The organism is Amycolatopsis sp. NPDC005961 (genome assembly GCF_040629235.1).
Taxonomy (GTDB): domain Bacteria; phylum Actinomycetota; class Actinomycetes; order Mycobacteriales; family Pseudonocardiaceae; genus Amycolatopsis; species Amycolatopsis camponoti.
The window spans coordinates 133035-154048 of the sequence record NZ_JBEXVF010000003.1 but is presented as its reverse complement, the minus strand read 5'-3'; the positions used below and the strand labels follow the sequence as shown (position 1 = coordinate 154048).

Sequence of the window (21014 nt, the reverse complement as noted above, 5' to 3'; positions counted from 1 at the left end):
GCGCGGTGAGCGACTACACGATCCGCAGGGCACGGCGTGAGGACATCGACGCGATAGTGCGCATGTTGGCGGACGACCAGCTCGGCGCGGCGCGCGACGACCCCCACGACCTCGCGCCCTACCTGAGCGCTTTCGAGCAAATCGACGCAGATCCGAACCAGTTGCTGGTCGTCGTGACCGCCGACGACGAACCGGTCGGGACGTTGCAGTTGACGCTCATCCCCGGCCTTGCCCGGCGCGGCGCCCTTCGCGGCCAGGTCGAGGCCGTCCGGATCCACGCCGACCATCGCGGCTCCGGGCTCGGCTCCGACCTCATGCACTGGGCGATCGACGAGGCTCGACAACGCGGATGCGCACTCGTACAGCTCACATCGGACGTCTCGAGGACCGGCGCTCACCGGTTCTACGAGCGGCTCGGCTTCCTTCCCAGCCACACCGGTTTCAAGCTCACGCTCTGAGCATCGAAGTCGTTGCAATACAACGGACTCTTCTTTGTCCAAATAGGACGTTGACTCGATCAGCTTCCTCCCGGAATCGGCGACGCAGACGTACACGCACGCGAACCATTCCGAATCAATTCGCGTACGTCAAGTCGCGAAGGGCGCGAAAGGACCGTTCGCTCCCTTTTACCACCCATTCTTCTGAATCTCGGTGACATTTCCCGCGAGGCCTCGTACCGTCGGGCTCATGACAGCTTCGCAACCGCTCCGCAAACTTGTCCCTCCCGCCGGCTCCTCGAGCACTCACGACGAGCTCCCGTTCGTGCTGAGAACCGTCCGGGCCGACCCGGATGTGCTGCAACGCATGAAAGACGACCAGCTCGTCGATCTGATGCGCATCACCGATGCCGAGATCTCCAAGCTGCAAGCCCTGCAACTACGGGCGATCGCAGACCTCAGCGTGCGCCGGAGACGGGCGCCCGGTACAGCTTCCGAAGTGGCGTTGGCCCTGTCCATCACGGAACATCGGGCCGGCACCATGGTCTCGGCGGCGAACGCGCTGATCGCCCGGCTTCCCCGAATGCTCAATCTCATGGACGACGGACGGCTCGACCTGTATCGCGCCATGAAGGTCACGGATGCGACGGCATGGTTGTCCAGAGACCACGTACGCCTCGTCGACGCCACGCTCGAGGACCGCGTTCCAGGACGCAATGCCACCCAGGTCCGCCGGGCAGCGGCCTATGCGGCGGCGAAAGCCGATCCGGAAGGCGCGGCGCAGCGCACCGAACGGAGCTTCGTCGAACGGCGGCTGGCTCTGCACCATCAGGACACCGGCGTGACCAGTCTTTCGATCAACAACGCCACCACCGAGAAGGCGACCGCGGCCTACACACGTATCGACCAAGCTGCCCGAGCCTTGAAGACCTCCGACGAGTCTCGAACGCTGGATCAGCTCCGGGCGGACGTCGCCATGGATCTGCTGCTCAGCGGAATGGGCGGCCCTAGCGAGCGCACCGAGGTGTTCCTGCACGTCGACTTGGCGACCTATCTCGGTGTGAACGACTCGCCGGCAGTTCTGGCCGGACGCGGACCCATCGCGGCCGCAGTGGCACGTCGCATCATCAGCGGCTCCGACACGACGCTCCGACGAGTCCTCACCGATCCGCGCACTGGCCGAGCGATCGAGCTGTCACCGACCCGGTACCCGCTGGATCCGGCGCACGACGAGTTCATCCGGGTCCGGGACCGCGAGTGCCGGCAGCCCGGATGCACGCGCCCTGCGCAGAACTGCGGGATCGAAGCGACCCGGGCTCAGGGCGAGAGCGACGGAGCCGCCGATCAGCCGGTCACGTACTGCTCGCGGCACCGCAGGCTGAAGAGCCGGCCCGGTTGGGACTACGAAGTCACCTCCGACGGCACGGTGAACGTCGCGACACCAGCCGGGCGGACGCACTCGACAACACCGCCGTCGATGAGTTCAGGCCGGCGGCGAACGAATCGGAGCCGCAAGAAGCCACGGCTATGACCGAGGGTCAGCGCGTGCCCGAGATCTTCGCGCTGCCCAGGACGATGTCCCCGCCATCGGCATCCGGTCGGTAGAGCACGACGACCTGACCCGGGGCGACCCCACGCAGCGGTTCGCGCAGATGCACCGTCATGGTGTCGGAGTCCACGTCGGCGACCGCGTCGACGATGCCCCCGTGCGCCCTGACCTGCACTATGCACTCAGTCGGTTCGGTCAGCGGCTGGCCACTGGGCCAGATCGCGCGGTCGGCCTCGATCGTCTTGATCCCGAGCCCTGCCGCGGAGCCGACTTTGACGGAGCCGGAAACCGGTTCGAGCGACAGGACATAGCGAGGACGGCCGTCAGGCGCCGGGGCCTCGATCCCGAGTCCCTTACGCTGTCCGACGGTGAATCCGTGCACTCCGGTGTGACGGCCGAGCACCGCGCCGGTCTCCGCGTCCACGAGTTCGCCAGGGCGCTGCCCCAGGCGGTTCTCCAAGAACTTCCTGGTGTCGCCGTCCGGAATGAAGCAGATGTCGTGGCTGTCCGGCTTGTTGGCGACGGACAGACCGCGCCGCTCCGCCTCGGCACGCACATCGGTCTTCCACGAGTCACCCAAAGGGAACATGGCGTGGCTCAGCTGCTCTGCGGTCAGGGAGGCGAGTACGTAGGACTGATCCTTGCCGCTGTCGGCACTGCGGCGCAGCTCGGGCACGCCGTCCATCACGGAGAGGCGCGCATAGTGGCCAGTCGCGACGGCGTCGAAGCCGAGAGCCATCGCCTTTTCGAGGAGAGCTTCGAACTTAATCTTCTCGTTGCAGGTGACACACGGGTTCGGCGTGCGGCCTGCGGCGTATTCGCCGACAAAGGTCTCGACGACCTCTTCGGTGAAGCGCTCCGCGAAATCCCAGATGTAGAAAGGGATTCCGAGGATGTCAGCGGCCCGCCGGGCGTCGTGTGAGTCTTCGATGGTGCAGCAACCGCGTGACCCGGTGCGCAAGGTGCCGGGTTTGGCCGACAGCGCCAGGTGCACGCCGACGACGTCGTGCCCCGCATCGACCGCACGTGCCGCGGCCACTGCCGAGTCCACTCCTCCGCTCATCGCGGCCAAAACCCGCATTGCCTTACACCTCTTGCTTCTGGTTCTGCTTGCGCATTCCTGCCAAGCCGGCCTGCCGGGCTCGCGTGACGACTCCGCCGATCTCGGCGGCTACCGCCTCGACGTCCGCGGCGGTGGATGTGTGACCGAGAGAGAAACGGAGAGACCCCCGAGCAGCTGCGGGATCGGCGCCCATGGCGAGCAGCACGTGGCTCGGCTGGGCGACGCCTGCTGTACACGCGGACCCCGTCGAGCATTCGATGCCCTTGGCGTCGAGCAGCATCAGCAGACTGTCGCCGGCGCAACCAGGAAATGTGAAGTGAGCGTGGCTGGGGAGCCGGTCACCGTTGTCACCGTTGAGGATGGCATCGGGTACTTCACGCTGGATGACTTCGATGAGTCCGTCGCGGAGCTCCTCGACACGCTTTGCGTAGTCAGCCCTGGTCGAGACACTGGCTTGGACCGCAGCCGCGAAGCTGACGATCGCGGGGACGTCGAGGGTGCCGGAACGAACGCTGCGTTCCTGGCCTCCGCCGTGCAGGAGGGGGACGCACGTCACATCGCGGCCGAGCAGGAGGGCACCCACGCCAAAGGGGCCACCGAGCTTGTGTCCGGTCAAGGTGAGTGCGGCGGCGCCACTGACCGCGAAGTCGACCGGGACGGCGCCGACGGCCTGGACCGCGTCGGTGTGGAGCGGGATGTCGAACTCGGCGCAGACCGCGGCCAGCTCGGCGATCGGATTGATCGTCCCGACCTCGTTGTTGGCCCACATCACTGTCACCAGCGCCACGGCTTCGGGATCCGCCGCGATCGCCGCTCGGAGGGTGTCGGGTGAGACGCGCCCCTGGCTGTCGACCTCCAGCAGCGTGATCTCGGCGCCGCAGTGGGATTCGAGCCATTCGACCGTGTCCAGTACGGCGTGGTGCTCCGCGGCGCCCACCAAGATGCGGCGACGCTGCTCCCGCTCGTCGTGGCGGGCCCAGAAGATGCCTTTGAGTGCGAGGTTGTCGCTCTCGGTGCCGCCGCCGGTGAAGATCACTTCGGAAGGACGGGCGCCCAGGGCATCGGCGATGGTTTCACGGGCTTCCTCGACCATCCGCCGGGCGCGACGGCCCGAAGAGTGCAGCGCGGAGGCGTTGCCCACGTTGGACAGCGCCTCGGTCATCGCCGCTACGGCTTCGGGCAACATCGGAGTGGTCGCCGCGTGGTCGAGATAGGTCATCGCTCCATCAGGGTAGTCCGCTCCACCGCGTGACGAAGCCCACCCTGGCCCTCGAAGTGGGCTGTCACACCTTTGACGGCCAGCGTCCGGTCAGCCGAACCCCCAGCAGCGCCAGTGCCACCAAGGCCACTGTGAGCAGGGCCATCGCCGGTGACGGATCGAGAACCGAGCCCACCAGACCGAGCAGGACGCCGCCCAGGCCGATGAGCAGCGCGGAGCCCACCCAGTCGGCCAGCTGCATCGCCGAGGTGTTGAAGCCGCGTTCACCCTCGGGTGAGTAGCGCAGCAGGAGGACCGAGATCGCCGGCATCGCGATCCCCATGCCCGCGCCGCCGACCGCGCACGCCACGAACGCCGTCCAGGCGGGGAACCAGGGCTGGGAGACGAGGCCGAAGCAAACCAAACCGGCCGCGACCAGCCAGAACCCTGTGCGGAGGGATGCCTCCCTCGACCAGTTGAGGAACCGGCCTTGCGCCGCAGAGGCCGCTGACCAGCCCAAGGCTGTGATCGTCAGTGGCAGGCCGGCGAGCGCCGGGCTGTAGCCGTGGACCGCGCTCATCGTCAGGGGCAGATACGCCTCCATTCCGGCGTACGCGCCCGCGATAAGGGCACGGGAGGTGATGACCGTCGGGAGGCCGGGGCGGGATGACAGCGTTCCGGTCGGGAGCAGTGTCCGGAGGGCCCAGCCCAGGGCGACGAGCCCGGCCGCGCCGTAGACGAGGGCCGGCAACGACTGGTGCTGGGCCGCCCACGTCAACGCCGCGACGCCGAGGGCCGCGACGATCGCCTTGACCACACCTGCGCGATGGCCGCCGGCGGACGGCAGGTGCGCAGGTAGGCGACGGATGACCACCACCAGCATCGCCGCCCCGATGACCACCAGCGGAACGAGGCCGAGGAAGATCCAGCGCCAGCCGATGCCGACCGTCACCACTCCGGCCAGGGACGGCCCGATCACCGCCGGCAGGACCCAGGCGGCCGCGTTCGCCGCGTAGATCACCGGGCGTTCCTGGTCGGTGAACGTCGACGCGATCAGGAGCGAAACCGAAACCAGGAGGAGCCCCGAGCCGAAGCCCTGCAAGGCGCGGCCGAAGAGGAATGTCGGCATTCCACTCGCCGTCCCCGCGACGACCAAGCCCACCGCGAACAACACCGGACCGGCCAGCAGCGCCGGCGCCGGGCCACGGCGGTCGCCGATCCGGCCCGACAGCACCGTCGCGACCACACTCGAAATGAGGAAGATCGTGAACGGCCACGAGTACAGGGACAACCCGTGAAGGTCGGCGACCAGGGTCGGCATCGCTGTCGCGACGCCCATGTTCTCGAACGCGACCAGCGTGACCACGAGCAGCAGCGCGATCGTCGTCAGGCGGTGCTCCGCCGTCCAGAGCACGCTGCGGCGACGGGGTGTGGAGTCGAGCGTCGAGGCCATGATCAGCAGCGTGCAACCTCCAGCCCGCTGGAGGTCAAGCCGGTTCAGGCCGTCCGGCGCGCCACCGGCTCCAGGCGCAGGTCGCGAGCCAGCGCGGCGGCCTCGCCGCGGGAGCTGACGTCCAGCTTGTCGAGGATGTTGCGGACGTGGAACTTCACGGTGTGCTCGCTGAGCTGCAGCTGTTCGGCGATCTGCCGGTTGCGCCGGCCCTGCGAGATCCCGGTGAGGACCTCGACCTCGCGCGGGTTGAGCCGGTCGAGCGGACGAAGTTCCGGCGGTTCGGCGATGCCAAGCGGGAGGACCGCGGTGACCGTCGTGCCCCAGCCCGGCACCGCGTCGACCTCCCAGTGACCGCCGAGGGTGGCGAGCCGGTCGGTCAAGCCGCGGGCGGGGATCGCGTCGGCGACCTCGGGGCTGTCGTCGCGGACCGTGATCCGCAGCACCGGGCCGTCGAGCCGCCACGACGCCCGCAGGCGCGTGGTCGCCGGACGGTCCAAGGCGGCGAGCACCAGCCCGCGCGTCATCGTCCGCGCTGTGTGGGCGATGTCCTGTGGAAGCGACGCGTCACCGGCCGGGTCGACCAAGTCGACTTCGACCTCGGTGTGGCGGACCAAGTCGGCGAGCTGGGTCCGGAGCAGGGCGAAGGCCGCGCCCGCCCGTTCCTCGGACATGGCTTGGTCGCGATCGATGACGCCTTTCAGCTCCAGCAGCGCGTCGGTGGCCAGGTCGACCGCGGTGCGGCGGGCGACGACGTCGGAGAGACGTCCGGAGCGCAGCACCGCCAGGAGCGTGGTCAGAGCCGCCGCGTGGGTTTGGCCGAGGTCGGTGATCGCCTGGGCCCGAGCCGTGGCCGCCGCGAGGTTGCCGGCCAGGACCTCCGGGCCCGGGTCGGCAGCGCGCTGGCCCGCGTCCGTGCTGAGGACGTGCCACAGCTGCGCGGCCAGCTCCAGTTCGGCCGCCGGCAGTTCGGTGTCCTCCGGAACTACAGCCAGCACCGCGCCCTGGCCGACCGCCGGCATCGACGAAAGAAGGACGAGACGGCGCTCGACGCCACCCAGTACGCCGTCGACCACCAGGGCCTTGCCCGGCTCGCTGCGGTCGACAAGCCGTTGCAGCTCGACGCTCGTCACGGCGTCGGCGATCACTTGGTCGCCGACCACCTTGAGCGGGCTGCGCGGACAGTCGCCGGTCTGCATGGCCGCCGCGCGGTGCGGGATCAGCTTCCCCAGCTCGGCGGAGAACCCGAGCAGGAGGTGCGGCCGCGGCGCCGACAACAACCGCTGGACGACATCCAGCACGTGGCGCGGATCCGACCAGGAAGCGTCCATGCGTCCAAGGTAGGCGCGTCCGCGAGGGCGCAGCCTGCTCGTCCGGCTAGTGAACACTGCTCGTCCGGGTGGTTCGGCGGAATAGCGGCGCGAGTTGACTCCTTGGAGAGGACATTCGAAGTCACAGACCCGAGGAGCGCAGGGAACACCATGCGAGCGATCACCTTCTCCGCCTACGGCGGGCCGGACGTCCTGCAGCTGTCCGAGGTTCCGGTGCCGGAGCCCGGCCCGGGACAGGTGCGGCTGGCCATCCGGGCCGCCGGGATCAACCCGGTCGACTGGAAGATCCGCAACGGCTTCATGCAGCAGAGCTTTCAAGTCACCTTCCCGCACATCCCTGGTCTGGAGGTGGCGGGCGTCGTCGACGCCGTCGGCGAGGGCGCGGACTTCGCCGTCGGCGACGAGGTGTTCGGCTGGTCCGAGACCGGCGCGTACGCCGAGTACGCGCTGGCGAAGACGCTCGCACCGAAGCCCGCCGGCATTTCGTGGGCGGACGCCGCGGCATTGCCGGTCGCCGGCGAGACGGCGCTTCGCGTCCTCAGGCTGCTCGAGGTCCGTGAAGGCGAGACGCTGCTGATCCACGGCGCCAGCGGCACGGTCGGGCGGTTCGCCGCGCAGGTCGCCGTTGCCCAGGGGCTGACCGTCATCGGCACCGCCGGCAGCCGGAACCTCGACGACCTGAAGTCGCTGGGCGTCGTCCCGGTGCTCTACGGCGACGGCTGGCTTGACCGGGTCCGCGAAGCCGCGCCCGGGCCGGTGGACGCCGTGTTCGACGCCACCGGACACGGAGTACTGCCCGGGTCGGTCGAGCTGCGGGGCACGAAAGACCGGATCATCACCATCGCCGACGGTGCCGCGTTCGAGCTGGACATCCCGTTCTCGAGCGGAGGCGACCAGTCGCGTGAGGTCCTGGCCGGGATCGCCGGCTGGGTGACCGACCACGGCCTCCGCATCGCCCAGGGCAGGAGCTACCCCCTCGCCGAGGCAGCCGCTGCCCAGGTCGAGAGCGAGAACGGGCATCCCGGCGGGAAGCTCACGCTCGCTGTCGGCTGAACGGACCGGGCTGGAGATCGCCCAGGCAGTGCGGAGCCGAGATCACCGCGAGCCGAGTGAGTCCAGACGAACCGGCGCGAACTCGGAGTCGATTGAACGGGCCTGTCATCGGATCACGATGACAGGCCCGCGCTCACAAGACCGCGAACGCCTCCCGATCCGGGCCTGTCGCCGGATCGCGGCGACAGAGCCCGGATCAGTTCGCGGGAGGCGAAACCAGGGGGACAGGCTGGGGACGCGTAGTCCGCCGCCGCTGCTGGGCCGGGATCTGCACCGTCCCCAGCGCCGAATGCACCGCCGCCTCGGCGAGCGCCGCCAGCTCACGACGGTTCTCCGCGCGCCCCGGCGCGATCTCCGGGCAGATGTGGATCTCGAGCACCAGCCCGCGCAGCGCCGCGACCCGGCGCAGGGACGCGATCAGCGACTCCGGGCCGATGAACGCCGGACGGCTCGTCTCGCGGCCGTCCGCGAGGCGGTACCTGAGCGCGATCGGGCGGACCGGGACGCCGCCGTCGATGGCCGCCTGGAACGTCGCCGTCGTGAACCGACCGGACGCCAGTCCGCACCAGGTCGTGCCCTCCGGCGTCACGCTCACCAGCGAGCCCGTCCTGAGTGCGTCGGCCAGGGACGCCATCGTGGCCGGCAGTGTCGTCAGCCGCTCGCGGTCGAGGAAGATGCTGCCGCCGCGGCGGACCAGGCCGCCCAGCACCGGCCAGCCCGCGATCTCCTTCTTGGCCAGCGCGCGCATCGGACGCAGGGCGTTGATCGCGACGATGTCCAGCCACGAGATGTGGTTGTTGACCACCAGCGCACCACGGCCGGCGGGCGCGGTCAGGAAGTCCTCGCCGCCGTGGATGTCCAGCCGGACGCCGAACGCCCGCAGCACGCCGCGGAAGATCAGCCGGACCCGACGCTCGCGGCCCCACGACACCAGCAGCAGGGGCGCCGTCAGCAACGCCGAAAAAACGACGAAGACCGCCGCGGTGACGCGCAAGACGCGCCGCGGAAAAGCGACCACGGGGTCGGCGTCGGTCAGGCAGCCGTCGCCGCACGACGAGGACGGCATCCAGGCGTGGCTCATACCTGGACCCCGAGGAAGAACTTCAGGTAACGCTCGTCGACGTTGTGCAGGTCCAGCACGACGAAGAAGTCCGCGACGCCGAAGTCGGCGTCGAGCGCGGGCGGGCCGTAGGCCTTGGCGCCGAGCCGGACGTAGCCCTTGATCAGCGGCGGCAGGATCGAGCGGGCGGGGCGTTCGATCCCCGACGCGTCCCACGGGATCAGCGGCGAGACGCGCGTGGCCTCGTCCGAGTAGTGCTTGGTGCGCAGGACGTCCCAGACGCCGGCGGCGAACGACCCGCCGTCGACCAGCGGGACCGACGCGCAGCCGGCGAGGTAGCGGTGGCCGGAAAGCAGCATGTAGCGGGCGATCCCGGCCCAGACCAGGCTGACGACGGCGCCGCTACGGTGGTCAGGGTGCACGCACGACCGGCCGGTTTCGACCAGGGACGGCCGCAGCGCGTCGAGCGCGCTCAGGTCGAACTCGCTGTCCGCGTAGAGCTTCCCGGCCTGCGCGGCGCGGTCCGGTGGCAGCATCCGATAGGTGCCGACGATCTCGCCCGTGTTGTCGTCGCGGACCACGAGGTGGTCGCAGAACTCGTCGAACTCGTCGGCGTCGAGACCGGCGATCGGCGAGTGCAGCCGCGCGCCCATCTCCTCGGCGAAAACGCGGTGACGCAGCTTCTGCGCGGCGACCACTTCTTCGTTCGCGTGAGCGACGAGAAGGGAGTACCGGGGAGCGTCCGCGGGAAGGTCGGCACCCGCCTGATCAGTGCTGACGAGGAGCTGTGACGTCGTCATGGTCAAGGTTTACCCGCGCGGAGGAAACCGCGGAGAGTGCCATCCGATGACCGATTAGTGCACGTTCAGTTAATGGCGGGTTCTCAGGCTTCTCTCAGGTCCCGGAAACGCGCGAAGGGCCTTCCGGGTGGTCCCGGAAGGCCCTTTGGAGCGTCGGATCAGCCCTTGCGCTTCTCGACCGCTTCGGTCAGCTGCGGCGCGACGTTGAACAGGTCGCCGACGATGCCGAAGTCGGCGATCTCGAAGATCGGCGCCTCCGCGTCCTTGTTGACGGCGATGATCGTCTTCGACGTCTGCATGCCGGCGCGGTGCTGGATCGCGCCGGAGATGCCGAGCGCGATGTACAGCTGCGGCGACACGGTCTTGCCGGTCTGGCCCACCTGGAACTGCGCCGGGTAGTAGCCGGAGTCGACGGCGGCGCGCGACGCGCCGACAGCCGCGCCGAGCGAGTCGGCCAGCTTCTCGACGACGTCGAACTTCTCCGCCGAGCCGACACCACGCCCACCGGAGACCACGATCGAGGCCTCGGTCAGCTCCGGACGGTCACCGCCGGTCACCGGCTCGACGCCGGTGATCTTGGTCGACTTCGCCGCGTCGGTGGCGGGGAGCTCGACGGTCTCCTCGGCCGCCGCACCCTCGGCCGGCTCGGCCTCGACCGCACCCGGGCGGATCGAGACGATCGGCGCGCCCTTCGCGGACTTCGACTTCACCGAGAACGCGCCACCGAAGATGGACTGGTCGATGACGCCGTCGCCGTTGACGCCCACGGCGTCGTAGATCAGGCCGGAGCCCAGGCGCACGGCCAGGCGGGCGGCGACCTCCTTGCCCTCACCGCTGGCGGTGACGAGCACGGCGGCCGGGGACGCCTGCTGCGCCAGCGCGGCGAGGACGTCCACCTTTGGCGTGACCAGGTAGTTCGCGGCGTCGTCGCCTTCGGCGACATACACCTTGGCGGCACCGTGGGAAGCCAGCGACTGCTTCGCCTTGGCGGCGGTCCCGGTCGGGCCGACGACGACCGCCGACGGCTCACCGAGCGCGCGGGCCGCGGTCAGCAGCTCGAGCGTGACCTTCTTGACCTCACCGTCGACGTGGTCGACGAGGACGAGTACTTCAGCCATGTTCTTTGATCCTCCTCGAAGAGCCGTTGTCAGATGAGCTTCTGGCCGACCAGGTACTCGGCGACCTTGGTGCCGCCGTCGCCCTCGTCCTCGACCTTCTCACCGGCGGTGCGCGGCGGCTTCGGCGAGGATTCGGTCACGGTGGACCACGCGTTGCCGAGGCCGACCTCGCCCGCGTCGATGCCCAGGTCGGCGATGGTGAACGTCTCGACCGGCTTCTTCTTCGCGGCCATGATGCCCTTGAAGGACGGGTAGCGCGGCTCGTTGATCTTCTCGCCGACGCTGACCACCGCGGGCAGGCTCGCCTCGAGGCGGGTCAGGCCGTCCTCGGTCTCGCGGACGGCCTTGATGGTCGTGCCCTCGACCGTGACCTCACGCGCGTAGGTGACCTGCGGCAGGCCGAGCAGCTCGGCGAGGATCGCCGGGATGGCGCCGCCGCGGCCGTCGGACGACTCGTTGCCGGCGATGATCAGGTCGTAGCCTTCGACCTTCGCGATCGCGGCGGCGAGCACCTTCGCGGTGGCGATGGCGTCGGAGCCGTGCAGCGCCTCGTCGGAGACGTGGATGGCCTTGTCGGCGCCCATGGACAGCGCCTTGCGGATGGCGTCGGTCGCGCGGGCCGGGCCCACCGAGATCACGGTGACCTCGCCCTCGCCGGCTTCCTTGATCTTCAGCGCTTCTTCGACGGCCTTCTCGTTGATCTCATCGAGCACGGCGTCGGCGGATTCGCGGTCAAGGGTGTGGTCGGACCCGTTGAGCTTTCGCTCCGAGTAGGTGTCCGGTACCTGCTTGACCAGGACAACGATGTTGGTCATGGGTCTTCTTCGACCTCCCGGTTGTGGCCCGCGGACGCACCACGGGTCAGTGCTCTACTGGCCGGTAGATTAGGGCCATTCCGCCGCCAGGACCCGCCGAGGTGACGCCATTCACCTGGATGCGCAATCTAATGGGACCATCGTCCCGGTAGTCGACCGGTTGCCCCACCCGAACTGCCGTTCGTCCGATCGGACCAACCACGGCATACTCGCAGTGGGTGTCAGGCATTAACCTCCCCCACCATGCCCTCGCGCATCGCCGTCATCACCGACTCGAGCTCCTGCCTGCCCGACCTCGTCGCCTCCCGCTGGGACATCGGAGTCGTCCAGATCCAGCTGAACCTGGGTGGTCACTTCGACGACGAAAACCGCTTCGACCGCGGCGAGGTGATCAACGCCATGAGAGAGGGGCACACGATCACCACCTCGCCCCCGGATCCGGGGGCGTTCTTCTGGACCTACCAGGAAGCGGCCGCCTCCGGCGCGACCGCCATCGTCAGCATCCACATCTCCGGCCGCATGTCCGACACCGTCCGCGCGGCCCGCGAGGCCGCCCAGCAGGTGCGCATCCCGGTGCACGTCCTGGACAGCCGCACCACCGGGATGAGCCTGGGCTTCGCCGCGGTGTCGGCGGCCCGCGCGGCCGCGGCGGGCGGAGACGCCGGCCGGGTCATCGAAGCCGCCGAACGCCGGTGCTTCACCAGCACCGAGTTCATCTACGTCGACACGCTGGAGTACCTGCGCCGAGGCGGGCGGATCGGCGCCGCGCAGGCGATGCTGGGCACCGCGTTCTCGATCAAGCCGCTGCTCACGGTCAAGGACGGCGAGGTCGCGCCGCTGGCCCGCGTCCCCGGCACGCGGCGGGCGCTGGCCAAGATGGTCGATCTCGCGGTCAAGAAGTCCGGCGGCTTCCGCGCCGACATCGCCGTGACCCGCTTCGGCGCGAGCGACCACGAACTCGAGATCGGCCGGCAGATCGAACGCCGGGTCCCGGCGATGGCCGAGAGCATGGTCGTCGAAGCGAGCACGGTCATCGGCGCGCACCTCGGCCCGGGCGCGCTCGGCATCACGGTGTCACCGGTGTACTGACCCGGCGGCCGGGAATCGCCAGGAGCACCAGCGGCACCAGCGCGCTGAGCCCCGTCAACCCGATGATGAGCACTTGGTCGATCGTCTCGAAATGCGACACGTGCCCGAGGTGGTAGAAGAAGTGCGGCACGCCGAAGAGCAAGGCGGCGATCGCCGCCAGCCGCGCGACTGCTGTGGTGCCGATCACGGCGGCGCCGATCAGCGTCGCCGCGAGCGCCAGGTTGAGGCCGCCGAAGTCGCGCAGCAGGTGTTCGTTGAAGGGGCCGTCCATCGAAACCCAGCCCGTGCGGAAGCCGGGAAAGTCCTGGTAGAAGCCGGTTGGTGTGATCAGCGGCCACAGTCCGATCGGGACCTCGATCAGGCCGAAGAGGACGAGCAGAACGCGGGTGATGGTCCGTTGCATGACCACGGAACGAGACGGCCGGGCCGGACGTGACACCCGCTAGGGTCGCGGAGGTGACCACCCCAGCCACCCGGGCCGAGGCGCTGCACCTGACCGGCGAACGGACCGTCCCCGGCATCGCCGAGGAGAACTACTGGTTCCGCCGCCACGAGGCCGCCTACCTCGCCCTGCTCCCCCACTGCGCGGACGCGACGGTGCTCGAAGCCGGCTGCGGCGAGGGCTACGGCGCGAGCCTCCTCGCGACGAGGGCCCGCCGGGTGCTCGCGCTGGACTACGACGTGCCGACCACCGAGCACGTCGCCCGCCGCTACCCCGAGGTCGCCGTCGCGCGGGCGAACCTGGCGTTCCTGCCGGTGCGCGACGGCGCTGTCGACGTCGTGGCCAATTTCCAGGTCATCGAGCACCTGTGGGATCAGGCCGGGTTCCTCGCCGAGTGCCGGCGAGTGTTGTCGCCGGGCGGCAAACTGCTGGTCACGACGCCGAACCGGCTGACCTTCACCCCGGACAGCGACACGCCACTGAACCCGTTCCACACCCGTGAGCTGGCGCCGGCCGAGCTGGCCGGACTCCTCACCGAGGCCGGTTTCGACGTCGAAGCGCTCCACGGCCTGCACCACGGCGAGGCTGTCCGCGCGCTCGACGAGCGGTACGGCGGTTCGATCATCGACGCCCAGCTCGACGTGGTCATGGGCTCGCTGCCCGGCCAAGCCGTCTGGCCGGAGGCGCTGCTCGCCGACGTGGCCGCGATCGAGGCGACCGGGTTCGACATCCACGGTGACGACCTCGACGCGAGCCTCGACCTGGTCGCCGTGGCGGTGCGCCGGTGAACGAAGGCACCTTTTGCCTCGTCGTGCACAGCCACCTGCCGTGGCTGCCGCACCACGGGAGCTGGCCGGTCGGCGAGGAATGGCTCTACCAGGCGTGGGCGCACTCGTACCTGCCGATGGTCGAGTTGCTGGAGCGGCTCGCCGCCGAGGGCCGCCGGGACGTGCTGACGCTGGGCGTCACGCCGGTGCTCGCCGCGCAGCTCGACGACCCGTACAGCATCCGCGCGTTCCACGACTGGCTCGGCCACTGGCAGCTGCGCGCCCAGCACGCGTCGACGCTGTGGCGGGGCGACCCGACGCTGCGCGAACTCGCCGCGGCCGAACACCGGACCGCGGTCCGCGCGGCCGAAGAACTGGGCACCCGCTGGCGTCACGGCTTTTCCCCGATCCTTCGTTCCTTGGTCGACAACTCGACGATCGAGCTGCTCGGCGGCCCGCTGGCCCACCCGTTCCAGCCGCTGCTCGACCCGCGGGTGCGCGAGTTCGCGTTGAACGCCGGCCTGGCCGACACGGCGTTGCGGGTCGGGTCGCGGCCCGAGGGGATTTGGGCGCCGGAGTGCGGCTACGCGCCTGGTATGGAAAAGGACTACGCGGCCGCCGGCGTGCGGCGGTTCATGGTCGACGGGCCGTCGCTGCGCGGCGACACCTGGGCGGCGCGACCGGTCGGCGACAGCGACGTGGTCGCGTTCGGACGAGACCTCGAGGTCACCTACCGCGTGTGGTCGCCGAAGGCCGGCTACCCCGGCCACGCCGCCTACCGCGACTTCCACACCTGGGCGCACGAGGTCGGGCTCAAGGCGTCGCGCGTCACCGGGAAGACGGTCGAACCGCCGGACAAGGCGCCGTACGACCCGTCGCTGGCCGCGGACGTGCTGGGACTGCACGTCAAGGACTTCGTCGACACCGTGGTCACGCGGCTGCGTTCGCTGAAGAAGCAACACGGGCGTGAAGCGCTCGTGGTCGCCGCTTACGACACGGAGCTGTTCGGGCACTGGTGGCACGAAGGACCGGCTTGGCTGGAGGGCGTGTTGCGCGCGCTGCCCGAGGCGGGCGTCCGCGTGACAACGCTGAAAGGCGCGCTCGACGCCGGGCTCGTCGGCGAGCCGATCGAGCTGCCCGCGTCGTCGTGGGGGTCGGGCAAGGACTGGCGTGTCTGGGACGGCGAGCAGGTCAAGGACATGGTCGCCGCCAACACGGCGTTGCAGGAGCGGCTCCTTTCGCTCGTTGCCGGTTTGCCGACCACGGCCCGGGACACCGTCGCCGACCAGGCCGTGGCCGAAGCGATGCTGGCTCTGGAGAGCGACTGGGCGTTCATGGTCACCAAGGACTCCGCAGCGGACTACGCGCGGCGCCGCGCGGCGGTGCACACCGAGCGCTTCGACGCCTTGGCCGAACTGCTGCGACGCGGCGACCGCACACGAGCCGAAGAACTGGCGGCGACCTATCGCGCCGCCGACGGACCGTTCGGGCACCTCGACGCCCGGGCACTGAAGCACGACTGAAAGGGACTCATGGGCATCCAGGAAATTCCGGTCAAGACCCTCGACGGGCAGGACAGCTCACTGGGCTCGCTCGCGGGCAAAGCGCTGCTCGTGGTCAACGTCGCGTCGAAGTGCGGCCTGACCCCGCAGTACTCCGGCCTCGAACGGCTGCAGGAGCGCTTCGGCGGCCAGGGTTTCTCCGTCGTCGGTTTTCCGTGCAACCAGTTCGCGGGACAGGAGCCGGGCAGCGCCGACGAGATCCAGACGTTCTGCTCGACGACCTACGGCGTGACCTTCCCGCTGTTCGAGAAGATCGACGTCAACGGCGAGGGCCGGCACCCGTTGTACGCGGAGCTGACCAAGACCGCCGACGCCGAAGGCGCCTCCGGCGACGTCCAGTGGAACTTCGAGAAGTTCCTCGTCAGCGTCGACGGCGAGGTCCTCGCGCGGTTCCGGCCGCGGACCGAGCCGGAGGACGACGCGGTCGTCAAGGCCATCGAGGCCGCGCTCCCGGCGTGACACGGGGCGGGGGACGTCGTGTCCCCCGCCTTTCCCGGAGTTCACCGGATCGACGGGTTTCTGCGGCCATCCGGGTACCACCGAAACGGTACCGAAAATGATTCCCATGATCCGGTCGGGCGGATCCCGGGTGATCAGCCTGCCATTTCCCCCGCTTCGCACCGAATACTTTTCACGACGCCACTCCGGCGCCGATGTGCGGAGAAGGGATCATGGGATGACTACCTCCAGGCGACGGGCCGCGCTGGCCGCGTTCCCCGTGGCACTCGGGCTGCTGCTGGCCGGCCCCGCGGCGGGCACCGCGTCGGCCGCGCCGTCGTCCGACGCGGCGGACCAGGCTCGCCACTGCGTGCTGTGCGTCGGCCACCACCATCACCACGGGCACATCCATCTCCTGGGTCTGCACCTCGGGCTCTGGCTGCACCTGTAGCTCCCGGCCACGCCGGGGCGGAGTGCGGCCGCCCCGGCGTGGCGCCGGTCAGAGACCGAGCTGTTCGCGCCCGACCGCGTTGAGGTCGCCGATCGTGGCGCGGCCGGCCCAGTTCACTTCGTAGTCTTCGGGTGCGAAATCGCCCGGGCTCGCGCCGACCAGGAATGCGCGACCGCATTTTTCGGCGTAGGCGGCATTCTTCGCGCAATGCGGGCTCGCCGGGATGTACATGACGTTTCCCCAGCGATCCGGATTGGAGCCGTCGGCGACGGAATGGATGACGTCGCCGTGCCACCAGACCGTGTCACCCGGTTCGACGTCCGGGATGGAGGTCAACGCGGGCAGCAGGTCGTCGTGGTACTTGTCGCTCACCGGCAGGGCCTGGCCGTTGGCGGCGCCACAGAGATCGTCCTCGGGGATGTCGTCCTGCAGCGCGCGGAGCAGCACGTACGTGATCGCCGACGGGATCGGCACCACGTGCAGGACGCCGTCACCCTGGTGCATTTCCGACAACGCCGTCCAGCCCTGGAAGGTGCGGAAGGCCGAGCACATGACGGTCGACGGGTATTCGTCGACTTCGGTGCGGTAGGCGCCGTCCCACGGGTCGTACTCCCGCCAGTTTCCGGCGAAGACGTGGCGGAACACCTGTTGGTAGGCGGGCAGCAGCCAGCGTTCGACCGAGCCGGAGTCGGTGTGGGCGGACAGGCCGAGTGACGCCGAGCCGGGCGGGCGGCGGCGGATGCGGTCGGGGTAGGCCGTGTCGCGATCGGGGTCGAACCAGACGCGGCCCTCGGACTCGTGCCGCCAGAAGGAGTTGAGGAACCGCCGGACGGCGACCATGTGCTCGTGCTGCCGAGCCTCGATCTGCGGCTTCGACCAATAGACCGGGTAGATCTGCGGCTGGCTCGACGCGAGGCCGGCGAAGACGTCGTCGGCAGGACCCTGGTACGTCCCGGCGAAGTCGTTGTCGGCCAGGTACGCGGCCAGTTCGGCGTCCCAGGCTTCGGCCGCTTCGCGCGCGAAGGTGCCCTTGACGACGGCGCAGCCACGGCGTCGGACCGCGTCGAGCGTCCGCTGCGACACGGTCCCGTCGGCGATGTCGCGGAATCGGACGACGGGGAAGGCGTCCGGGTCGGCGGCGACGGCGTCGACCTCCCGCCGCAGCCCGTCACGGACCTCGGCGAATACGCCGGCGACGTCGCCGATCCGGGCGCGCAGCTCGTGCTTGGTCCGCGAGATGGCCTCGGACATGTTCGCGGGCAGCTCTGAGGTCGTCATCGGTGTCCTCACGATCTTTGGTTAGGACTCCTTACTAGAATGTCCCGGCTACGGTAACCCCTGTCCGTCTCCCGCCACAAGAGGTGCGATGTCCGACCCCGACCGGCCGCTTCCGCGCCTGGCGATGCTGCGGGCCATGACCGACCGCGCAGTCCTCGACCACGTATTCGTCCACGGCCGGACCACCCGTGCGGAGCTCGCCGCGACCACCGGGATCTCGAAGCCGACGATCTCCGAGTCGGTCCGGCGGCTGGAGACGGCGGGCGCGCTGCGGGCCACCGGCACCGACCAGACCGGCCGCCGCGGCCGGATCGCCACCTTCTACGAACTGGCCGCCGACGCCGGCCGTGTGGTCGCCGTGGAGGTCAACCAGCAGGGCGTCCGCACGATCACCACCGACCTGATCGGGACGGTCCTGGCGACCGAGCGGCGCCCGCCCGGCAACCGGCCGGTGACGACCGCCGTCCGGAACGCCGTCGCCACGGCGGCCGAAGCTGGCTCAGGTCCGGTGCGGGCGATCGCGATCTCGGTGGCCAACCCGGTCGACCCGGTCACGCAAGAGGTCGTCGCGCTGCCGGGGTCACCTTTTCCCGAGGGGACGCTCCGGGCCGACGAGATCGGACGGGACGTTCTGCTCGACAACGACGTCAACTTCTCCGCGCTCGCCGAACGACGAGAGGGCGCCGCCCGGGAGGCGAAGAGCTTCGCTTACGTCTACATCGGCGCCGGGCTCGGCGTCAGCCTTTACGTCGGCGACCAGCTCGTGCGCGGGGCTCACGGGCTGGCGGGCGAGATCGGCTACCTGGACAGTTCGGGATCCACGCTCGCGTCGGCTCTCGCCGACCAGGGTTTCGGCAGGTCCGACGCGCCTTCGCTGGACATCGACGCGATCTCGACCACGCTCGACCAGGCCGCCGCCGACACCGTGGCCGCCGAACGACTACGGCTGCTCGGCGTGACGCTCGGCCGGGCCGTCGCCGCGATCTGCACGATCGTCGATCCGGACCTGGTGCTGCTCGGCGGCCCGGCGGGGAGCCGGCCGGATCTCGTGGCCGAAATCCGGCGAACGGTTCGCGCGGCAGCGCCGGGACCGGTTCAGGTGGAGGCCGGCACGGTGACGGACTCCGCAGCCCTGCGCGGCGCGTTGTTGTCGGCGCTCGACCACGGGCGGGATCGCCTGGTCAAGGCCGTCGCCGAAAGCTGACCACGAGCCGGTCGGGGCGAGACGCCGGTGCGAACAGCTGCCGGGGAGGCCGCTCAGGCCGAGCCGGCGTCGATCACCGCTCGCACGCACTTCGCGACCACCGACGGGTCGACCTTGACCACGCGACGGTCGTACGTCAGCAGGCCGTTGACCTCGTTCTCGACATCGGTCGTCTGGGTGTAGATCGCGCCGGACAAGCCTCGCTCGACGACCACACGCTCCAGCACGGCACTCACCTCCGCGTAGCGCTCGGTCAGCCGCGCCCGGGTCGTCGTCATCTCGTACGCGTTCGGCGGGCCCGGCCAGCGGTGGTCGTCCAAGACGAGACCGAGGCCGCCGTACTCGCCGTCGACGATCGCCCGGCCATCGGTGACTGTCGGCTCGCCTGGGCCCACGTACGTGTGGTCGTCGTAGACGTCACCCGCGCCCGTGTCCGGGCGGGAAAAGCAGCAGTTGACCCCGCTGTTCGCGATCACCAGCCGGGTCGGGTCGAGGGCCTTGACCAGTTCCGCGACACGGGCGGTGTCGAACTCGCCCCAGCCCTCGTTGAACGGCACCCAGCCGACGATCGACGGGACCGCTCGGAGTTGAATGATCATTTCGATCAATTCGGCTTCGAACCGCTCGCGGGCCCGCGGGACCGGGTCCGGCGCGATGCCGGGCGGGCCGTCGAACGACACCGTCAGCGACGGCATGTCCTGCCAGACGACCAGGCCCAGCGTGTCGGCCCAGAAGTACCAGCGTGCCGGCTCGACCTTGACGTGTTTGCGGACGAAGTTGAAGCCCAGCTCCTTCGTCTTCTCGAGGTCGAAGCGCAGGGCGTCGTCGGTGGGCGCGGTCGAGATGCCGTCCGGCCAGTAGCCCTGGTCGAGCGGACCGTGTAGGAACGCGGGCCGGCCGTTGAGCGCGATCCGCGGGCGGCCTTCGGTGCCCGGGAGCAGGCTCACCGTCCGGAGACCGGCGTAGCTGCCGACTTCGTCCAGAACCGCGCCATGCCGGTCGAGCAGCCGGACACGCAATTTGTACAGGTGCGGATCGTCGGGCGTCCAGAGGCGTGGTTCGGGAACGTCCACGCGCACCGACGTCCCGGCCGCGCCCGAGCCGCGGGCGACTTCGCCGTCCGTGTCCGAAACGACGACCACGACCTCGGCACCGCCGGTGACCTGCGGAGACACCGTCACGCCGGTGAGGTCCGGGGTCAGGTCGAGGCGTTCGACGCGGGTCTCGGGCACCGGCTCGAGCCAGACCGTCTGCCAGATTCCGGACGACGCCGTGTAGCAGATCCCGCCGGGTGCGTTGCGCTGCTTGCCCACTGGGTAGGGCTCGATGTCGGTGCGGTCCTCGGCCCGCACGGTCAGCTCCTGCGGGCCCGACGCCCGCAGGACGTCGGTGATGTCCGCGCTGAACGCCGTGTAGCCGCCCTCATGCGTCGCGACGAGCTGGTTGTTGACCCACACCTTCGCCGTCTGATCGACCGCGCCGAAGTGGAGCAGGACCCGCCGGCCAGACCACTCAGCCGGGATCTCGATCAGGCGCCGGTACCAGAGGACCTCGTCGCGTCGGCCGATTCCGGACAACGCCGACTCCGGCGGGAACGGGACCAGGATCCGCTCGGCGTAGCCGGACGGCCGTGGTTCCTCCGGCGACGACGGCCAGCCCGCGTACTCCCAGACGCCGTTGAGGTTCAGCCAGCGCGGCCGGGTCAGCTGTGGCCGCGGGTACTCGGGCAGGGCGTTGTCCGGGCCGGCCTCGCCGGTCCACGGGGTGGACAGGGGCGGGTCGAGCCGGCGCCAGCCGGTGTCCTCTGGTGAAGTCATCCCGGCCGATGGTGGCAGAGATCGCCGGGCTCGCCAGTGAGTCGGACCACATTCCGCGAACGATCTGGCCGGTCGGCTGGCACGGGCGCCGC

The 21014-nt window shown here is 69.8% G+C and carries 20 protein-coding genes; 9 read left to right on the top strand and 11 right to left on the bottom strand.

Annotation, left to right across the window (positions count from 1 at the left end; all coding sequences use genetic code 11):
• The first annotated feature begins 5 nt into the window (after positions 1-5).
• Both ABZ342_RS04165 and ABZ342_RS04160 read left to right on the top strand, forming a co-directional pair.
• Positions 6-458, top strand: coding sequence for a GNAT family N-acetyltransferase (locus ABZ342_RS04165; RefSeq protein WP_360468575.1), 453 nt, complete (start codon positions 6-8; stop codon positions 456-458).
• Positions 459-762: 304 nt separating this feature from the next.
• A complete protein-coding gene (locus tag ABZ342_RS04160) occupies positions 763-1968 on the top strand; it encodes a DUF222 domain-containing protein (protein ID WP_360468573.1) in 1206 nt (401 codons plus the stop codon).
• Between the two features lie 7 nt (positions 1969-1975).
• Here ABZ342_RS04160 and mnmA read toward each other — a convergent pair whose 3' ends face one another.
• The 4 genes from mnmA to ABZ342_RS04140 form a co-directional block, all read right to left on the bottom strand.
• Positions 1976-3067 carry a tRNA 2-thiouridine(34) synthase MnmA gene (gene mnmA, locus ABZ342_RS04155; RefSeq protein WP_360468571.1) on the bottom strand — a complete coding sequence of 364 codons (1092 nt, stop codon included), beginning with the start codon at positions 3065-3067 and terminating at the stop codon, positions 1976-1978.
• 4 nt (positions 3068-3071) lie between these two features.
• Positions 3072-4268, bottom strand: coding sequence for a cysteine desulfurase family protein (locus ABZ342_RS04150; protein WP_360468569.1), 1197 nt, complete (start codon positions 4266-4268; stop codon positions 3072-3074).
• 64 nt (positions 4269-4332) lie between these two features.
• A complete protein-coding gene (locus ABZ342_RS04145) occupies positions 4333-5700 on the bottom strand; it encodes an MFS transporter (RefSeq protein WP_360468567.1) in 1368 nt (455 codons plus the stop codon).
• 44 nt (positions 5701-5744) lie between these two features.
• The gene (locus ABZ342_RS04140; protein WP_360468565.1) at positions 5745-7028 is read right to left on the bottom strand and encodes a LuxR C-terminal-related transcriptional regulator; all 1284 of its coding nucleotides are present in this window, start codon (positions 7026-7028) and stop codon (positions 5745-5747) included.
• A gap of 150 nt (positions 7029-7178) precedes the next feature.
• On the opposite strand from ABZ342_RS04140, the gene ABZ342_RS04135 reads away from it, so the two are divergent.
• Complete coding sequence (locus ABZ342_RS04135) at positions 7179-8081, top strand: NADP-dependent oxidoreductase (protein ID WP_360468563.1); 903 nt, start codon at positions 7179-7181, stop codon at positions 8079-8081.
• Between the two features lie 196 nt (positions 8082-8277).
• Here the strand turns inward: ABZ342_RS04135 and ABZ342_RS04130 are convergent, their stop codons facing one another.
• The 4 genes from ABZ342_RS04130 to ABZ342_RS04115 form a co-directional block, all read right to left on the bottom strand.
• Positions 8278-9162, bottom strand: coding sequence for a lysophospholipid acyltransferase family protein (locus ABZ342_RS04130; RefSeq protein WP_360468561.1), 885 nt, complete (start codon positions 9160-9162; stop codon positions 8278-8280).
• Positions 9159-9941: a GNAT family N-acyltransferase gene (locus ABZ342_RS04125; RefSeq protein WP_360468559.1), complete on the bottom strand. Its 783-nt coding sequence runs from the start codon at positions 9939-9941 to the stop codon at positions 9159-9161. The genes ABZ342_RS04130 and ABZ342_RS04125 overlap by 4 nt, the downstream gene beginning before the upstream one ends.
• Positions 9942-10099: 158 nt before the next feature.
• Complete coding sequence (locus ABZ342_RS04120) at positions 10100-11059, bottom strand: electron transfer flavoprotein subunit alpha/FixB family protein (protein WP_155545062.1); 960 nt, start codon at positions 11057-11059, stop codon at positions 10100-10102.
• A 29-nt stretch (positions 11060-11088) separates the two neighbouring features.
• Positions 11089-11874 (bottom strand): electron transfer flavoprotein subunit beta/FixA family protein, encoded by a 786-nt coding sequence (locus tag ABZ342_RS04115; protein WP_155545061.1) that lies wholly within the window; start codon positions 11872-11874, stop codon positions 11089-11091.
• A gap of 243 nt (positions 11875-12117) precedes the next feature.
• On the opposite strand from ABZ342_RS04115, the gene ABZ342_RS04110 reads away from it, so the two are divergent.
• Positions 12118-12963 carry a DegV family protein gene (locus tag ABZ342_RS04110; RefSeq protein ID WP_360468556.1) on the top strand — a complete coding sequence of 282 codons (846 nt, stop codon included), beginning with the start codon at positions 12118-12120 and terminating at the stop codon, positions 12961-12963.
• Here ABZ342_RS04110 and ABZ342_RS04105 read toward each other — a convergent pair.
• Entirely contained in the window at positions 12941-13366 is a 426-nt protein-coding gene (locus ABZ342_RS04105; protein ID WP_360468554.1) for a hypothetical protein, read from the bottom strand. The two genes, ABZ342_RS04110 and ABZ342_RS04105, sit on opposite strands and share 23 nt — an antisense overlap.
• 53 nt (positions 13367-13419) lie before the next feature.
• Here ABZ342_RS04105 and ABZ342_RS04100 point away from each other — a divergent pair, with 53 nt between their 5' ends.
• The 4 genes from ABZ342_RS04100 (at position 13420) to ABZ342_RS04085 (ending at position 16623) form a co-directional block, all read left to right on the top strand.
• Positions 13420-14193: a class I SAM-dependent methyltransferase gene (locus ABZ342_RS04100; RefSeq protein WP_360468552.1), complete on the top strand. Its 774-nt coding sequence runs from the start codon at positions 13420-13422 to the stop codon at positions 14191-14193.
• Complete coding sequence (locus ABZ342_RS04095; RefSeq protein ID WP_360468550.1) at positions 14190-15695, top strand: glycoside hydrolase family 57 protein; 1506 nt, start codon at positions 14190-14192, stop codon at positions 15693-15695. Before ABZ342_RS04100 ends, ABZ342_RS04095 begins: the two co-directional genes overlap by 4 nt.
• Before the next feature lie 9 nt (positions 15696-15704).
• Positions 15705-16193, top strand: coding sequence for a glutathione peroxidase (locus ABZ342_RS04090; RefSeq protein WP_360468548.1), 489 nt, complete (start codon positions 15705-15707; stop codon positions 16191-16193).
• 217 nt (positions 16194-16410) lie between these two features.
• Complete coding sequence (locus ABZ342_RS04085; protein ID WP_360468546.1) at positions 16411-16623, top strand: hypothetical protein; 213 nt, start codon at positions 16411-16413, stop codon at positions 16621-16623.
• Between the two features lie 48 nt (positions 16624-16671).
• On the opposite strand, the gene ABZ342_RS04080 is transcribed toward ABZ342_RS04085, so the two are convergent.
• Positions 16672-17901 (bottom strand): YbiU family protein, encoded by a 1230-nt coding sequence (locus ABZ342_RS04080; protein ID WP_360468544.1) that lies wholly within the window; start codon positions 17899-17901, stop codon positions 16672-16674.
• A 136-nt stretch (positions 17902-18037) separates the two neighbouring features.
• Here ABZ342_RS04080 and ABZ342_RS04075 point away from each other — a divergent pair, with 136 nt between their 5' ends.
• Positions 18038-19105: an ROK family transcriptional regulator gene (locus tag ABZ342_RS04075; RefSeq protein ID WP_360468542.1), complete on the top strand. Its 1068-nt coding sequence runs from the start codon at positions 18038-18040 to the stop codon at positions 19103-19105.
• A 53-nt stretch (positions 19106-19158) separates the two neighbouring features.
• On the opposite strand, the gene ABZ342_RS04070 is transcribed toward ABZ342_RS04075, so the two are convergent.
• A complete protein-coding gene (locus tag ABZ342_RS04070; protein ID WP_360468540.1) occupies positions 19159-20922 on the bottom strand; it encodes a sugar-binding domain-containing protein in 1764 nt (587 codons plus the stop codon).
• Positions 20923-21014 lie beyond the last annotated feature (92 nt).

What these genes read in the sequence shown, in the direction of transcription:
- mnmA (WP_360468571.1), bottom strand. Translation starts at nt 3,067, where the DNA reads ATGCGGGTTTTGGCCGCGATGAGCGGAGGAGTGGACTCGGCAGTGGCC.
- ABZ342_RS04150 (WP_360468569.1), bottom strand. Translation starts at nt 4,268, where the DNA reads ATGACCTATCTCGACCACGCGGCGACCACTCCGATGTTGCCCGAAGCC.
- ABZ342_RS04145 (WP_360468567.1), bottom strand. Translation starts at nt 5,700, where the DNA reads ATGGCCTCGACGCTCGACTCCACACCCCGTCGCCGCAGCGTGCTCTGG.
- ABZ342_RS04140 (WP_360468565.1), bottom strand. Translation starts at nt 7,028, where the DNA reads ATGGACGCTTCCTGGTCGGATCCGCGCCACGTGCTGGATGTCGTCCAG.
- ABZ342_RS04135 (WP_360468563.1), top strand. Translation starts at nt 7,179, where the DNA reads ATGCGAGCGATCACCTTCTCCGCCTACGGCGGGCCGGACGTCCTGCAG.
- ABZ342_RS04130 (WP_360468561.1), bottom strand. Translation starts at nt 9,162, where the DNA reads ATGAGCCACGCCTGGATGCCGTCCTCGTCGTGCGGCGACGGCTGCCTG.
- ABZ342_RS04125 (WP_360468559.1), bottom strand. Translation starts at nt 9,941, where the DNA reads ATGACGACGTCACAGCTCCTCGTCAGCACTGATCAGGCGGGTGCCGAC.
- ABZ342_RS04120 (WP_155545062.1), bottom strand. Translation starts at nt 11,059, where the DNA reads ATGGCTGAAGTACTCGTCCTCGTCGACCACGTCGACGGTGAGGTCAAG.
- ABZ342_RS04115 (WP_155545061.1), bottom strand. Translation starts at nt 11,874, where the DNA reads ATGACCAACATCGTTGTCCTGGTCAAGCAGGTACCGGACACCTACTCG.
- ABZ342_RS04110 (WP_360468556.1), top strand. Translation starts at nt 12,118, where the DNA reads ATGCCCTCGCGCATCGCCGTCATCACCGACTCGAGCTCCTGCCTGCCC.
- ABZ342_RS04105 (WP_360468554.1), bottom strand. Translation starts at nt 13,366, where the DNA reads ATGCAACGGACCATCACCCGCGTTCTGCTCGTCCTCTTCGGCCTGATC.
- ABZ342_RS04090 (WP_360468548.1), top strand. Translation starts at nt 15,705, where the DNA reads ATGGGCATCCAGGAAATTCCGGTCAAGACCCTCGACGGGCAGGACAGC.
- ABZ342_RS04085 (WP_360468546.1), top strand. Translation starts at nt 16,411, where the DNA reads ATGACTACCTCCAGGCGACGGGCCGCGCTGGCCGCGTTCCCCGTGGCA.
- ABZ342_RS04080 (WP_360468544.1), bottom strand. Translation starts at nt 17,901, where the DNA reads ATGACGACCTCAGAGCTGCCCGCGAACATGTCCGAGGCCATCTCGCGG.
- ABZ342_RS04075 (WP_360468542.1), top strand. Translation starts at nt 18,038, where the DNA reads ATGACCGACCGCGCAGTCCTCGACCACGTATTCGTCCACGGCCGGACC.
- ABZ342_RS04070 (WP_360468540.1), bottom strand. Translation starts at nt 20,922, where the DNA reads ATGACTTCACCAGAGGACACCGGCTGGCGCCGGCTCGACCCGCCCCTG.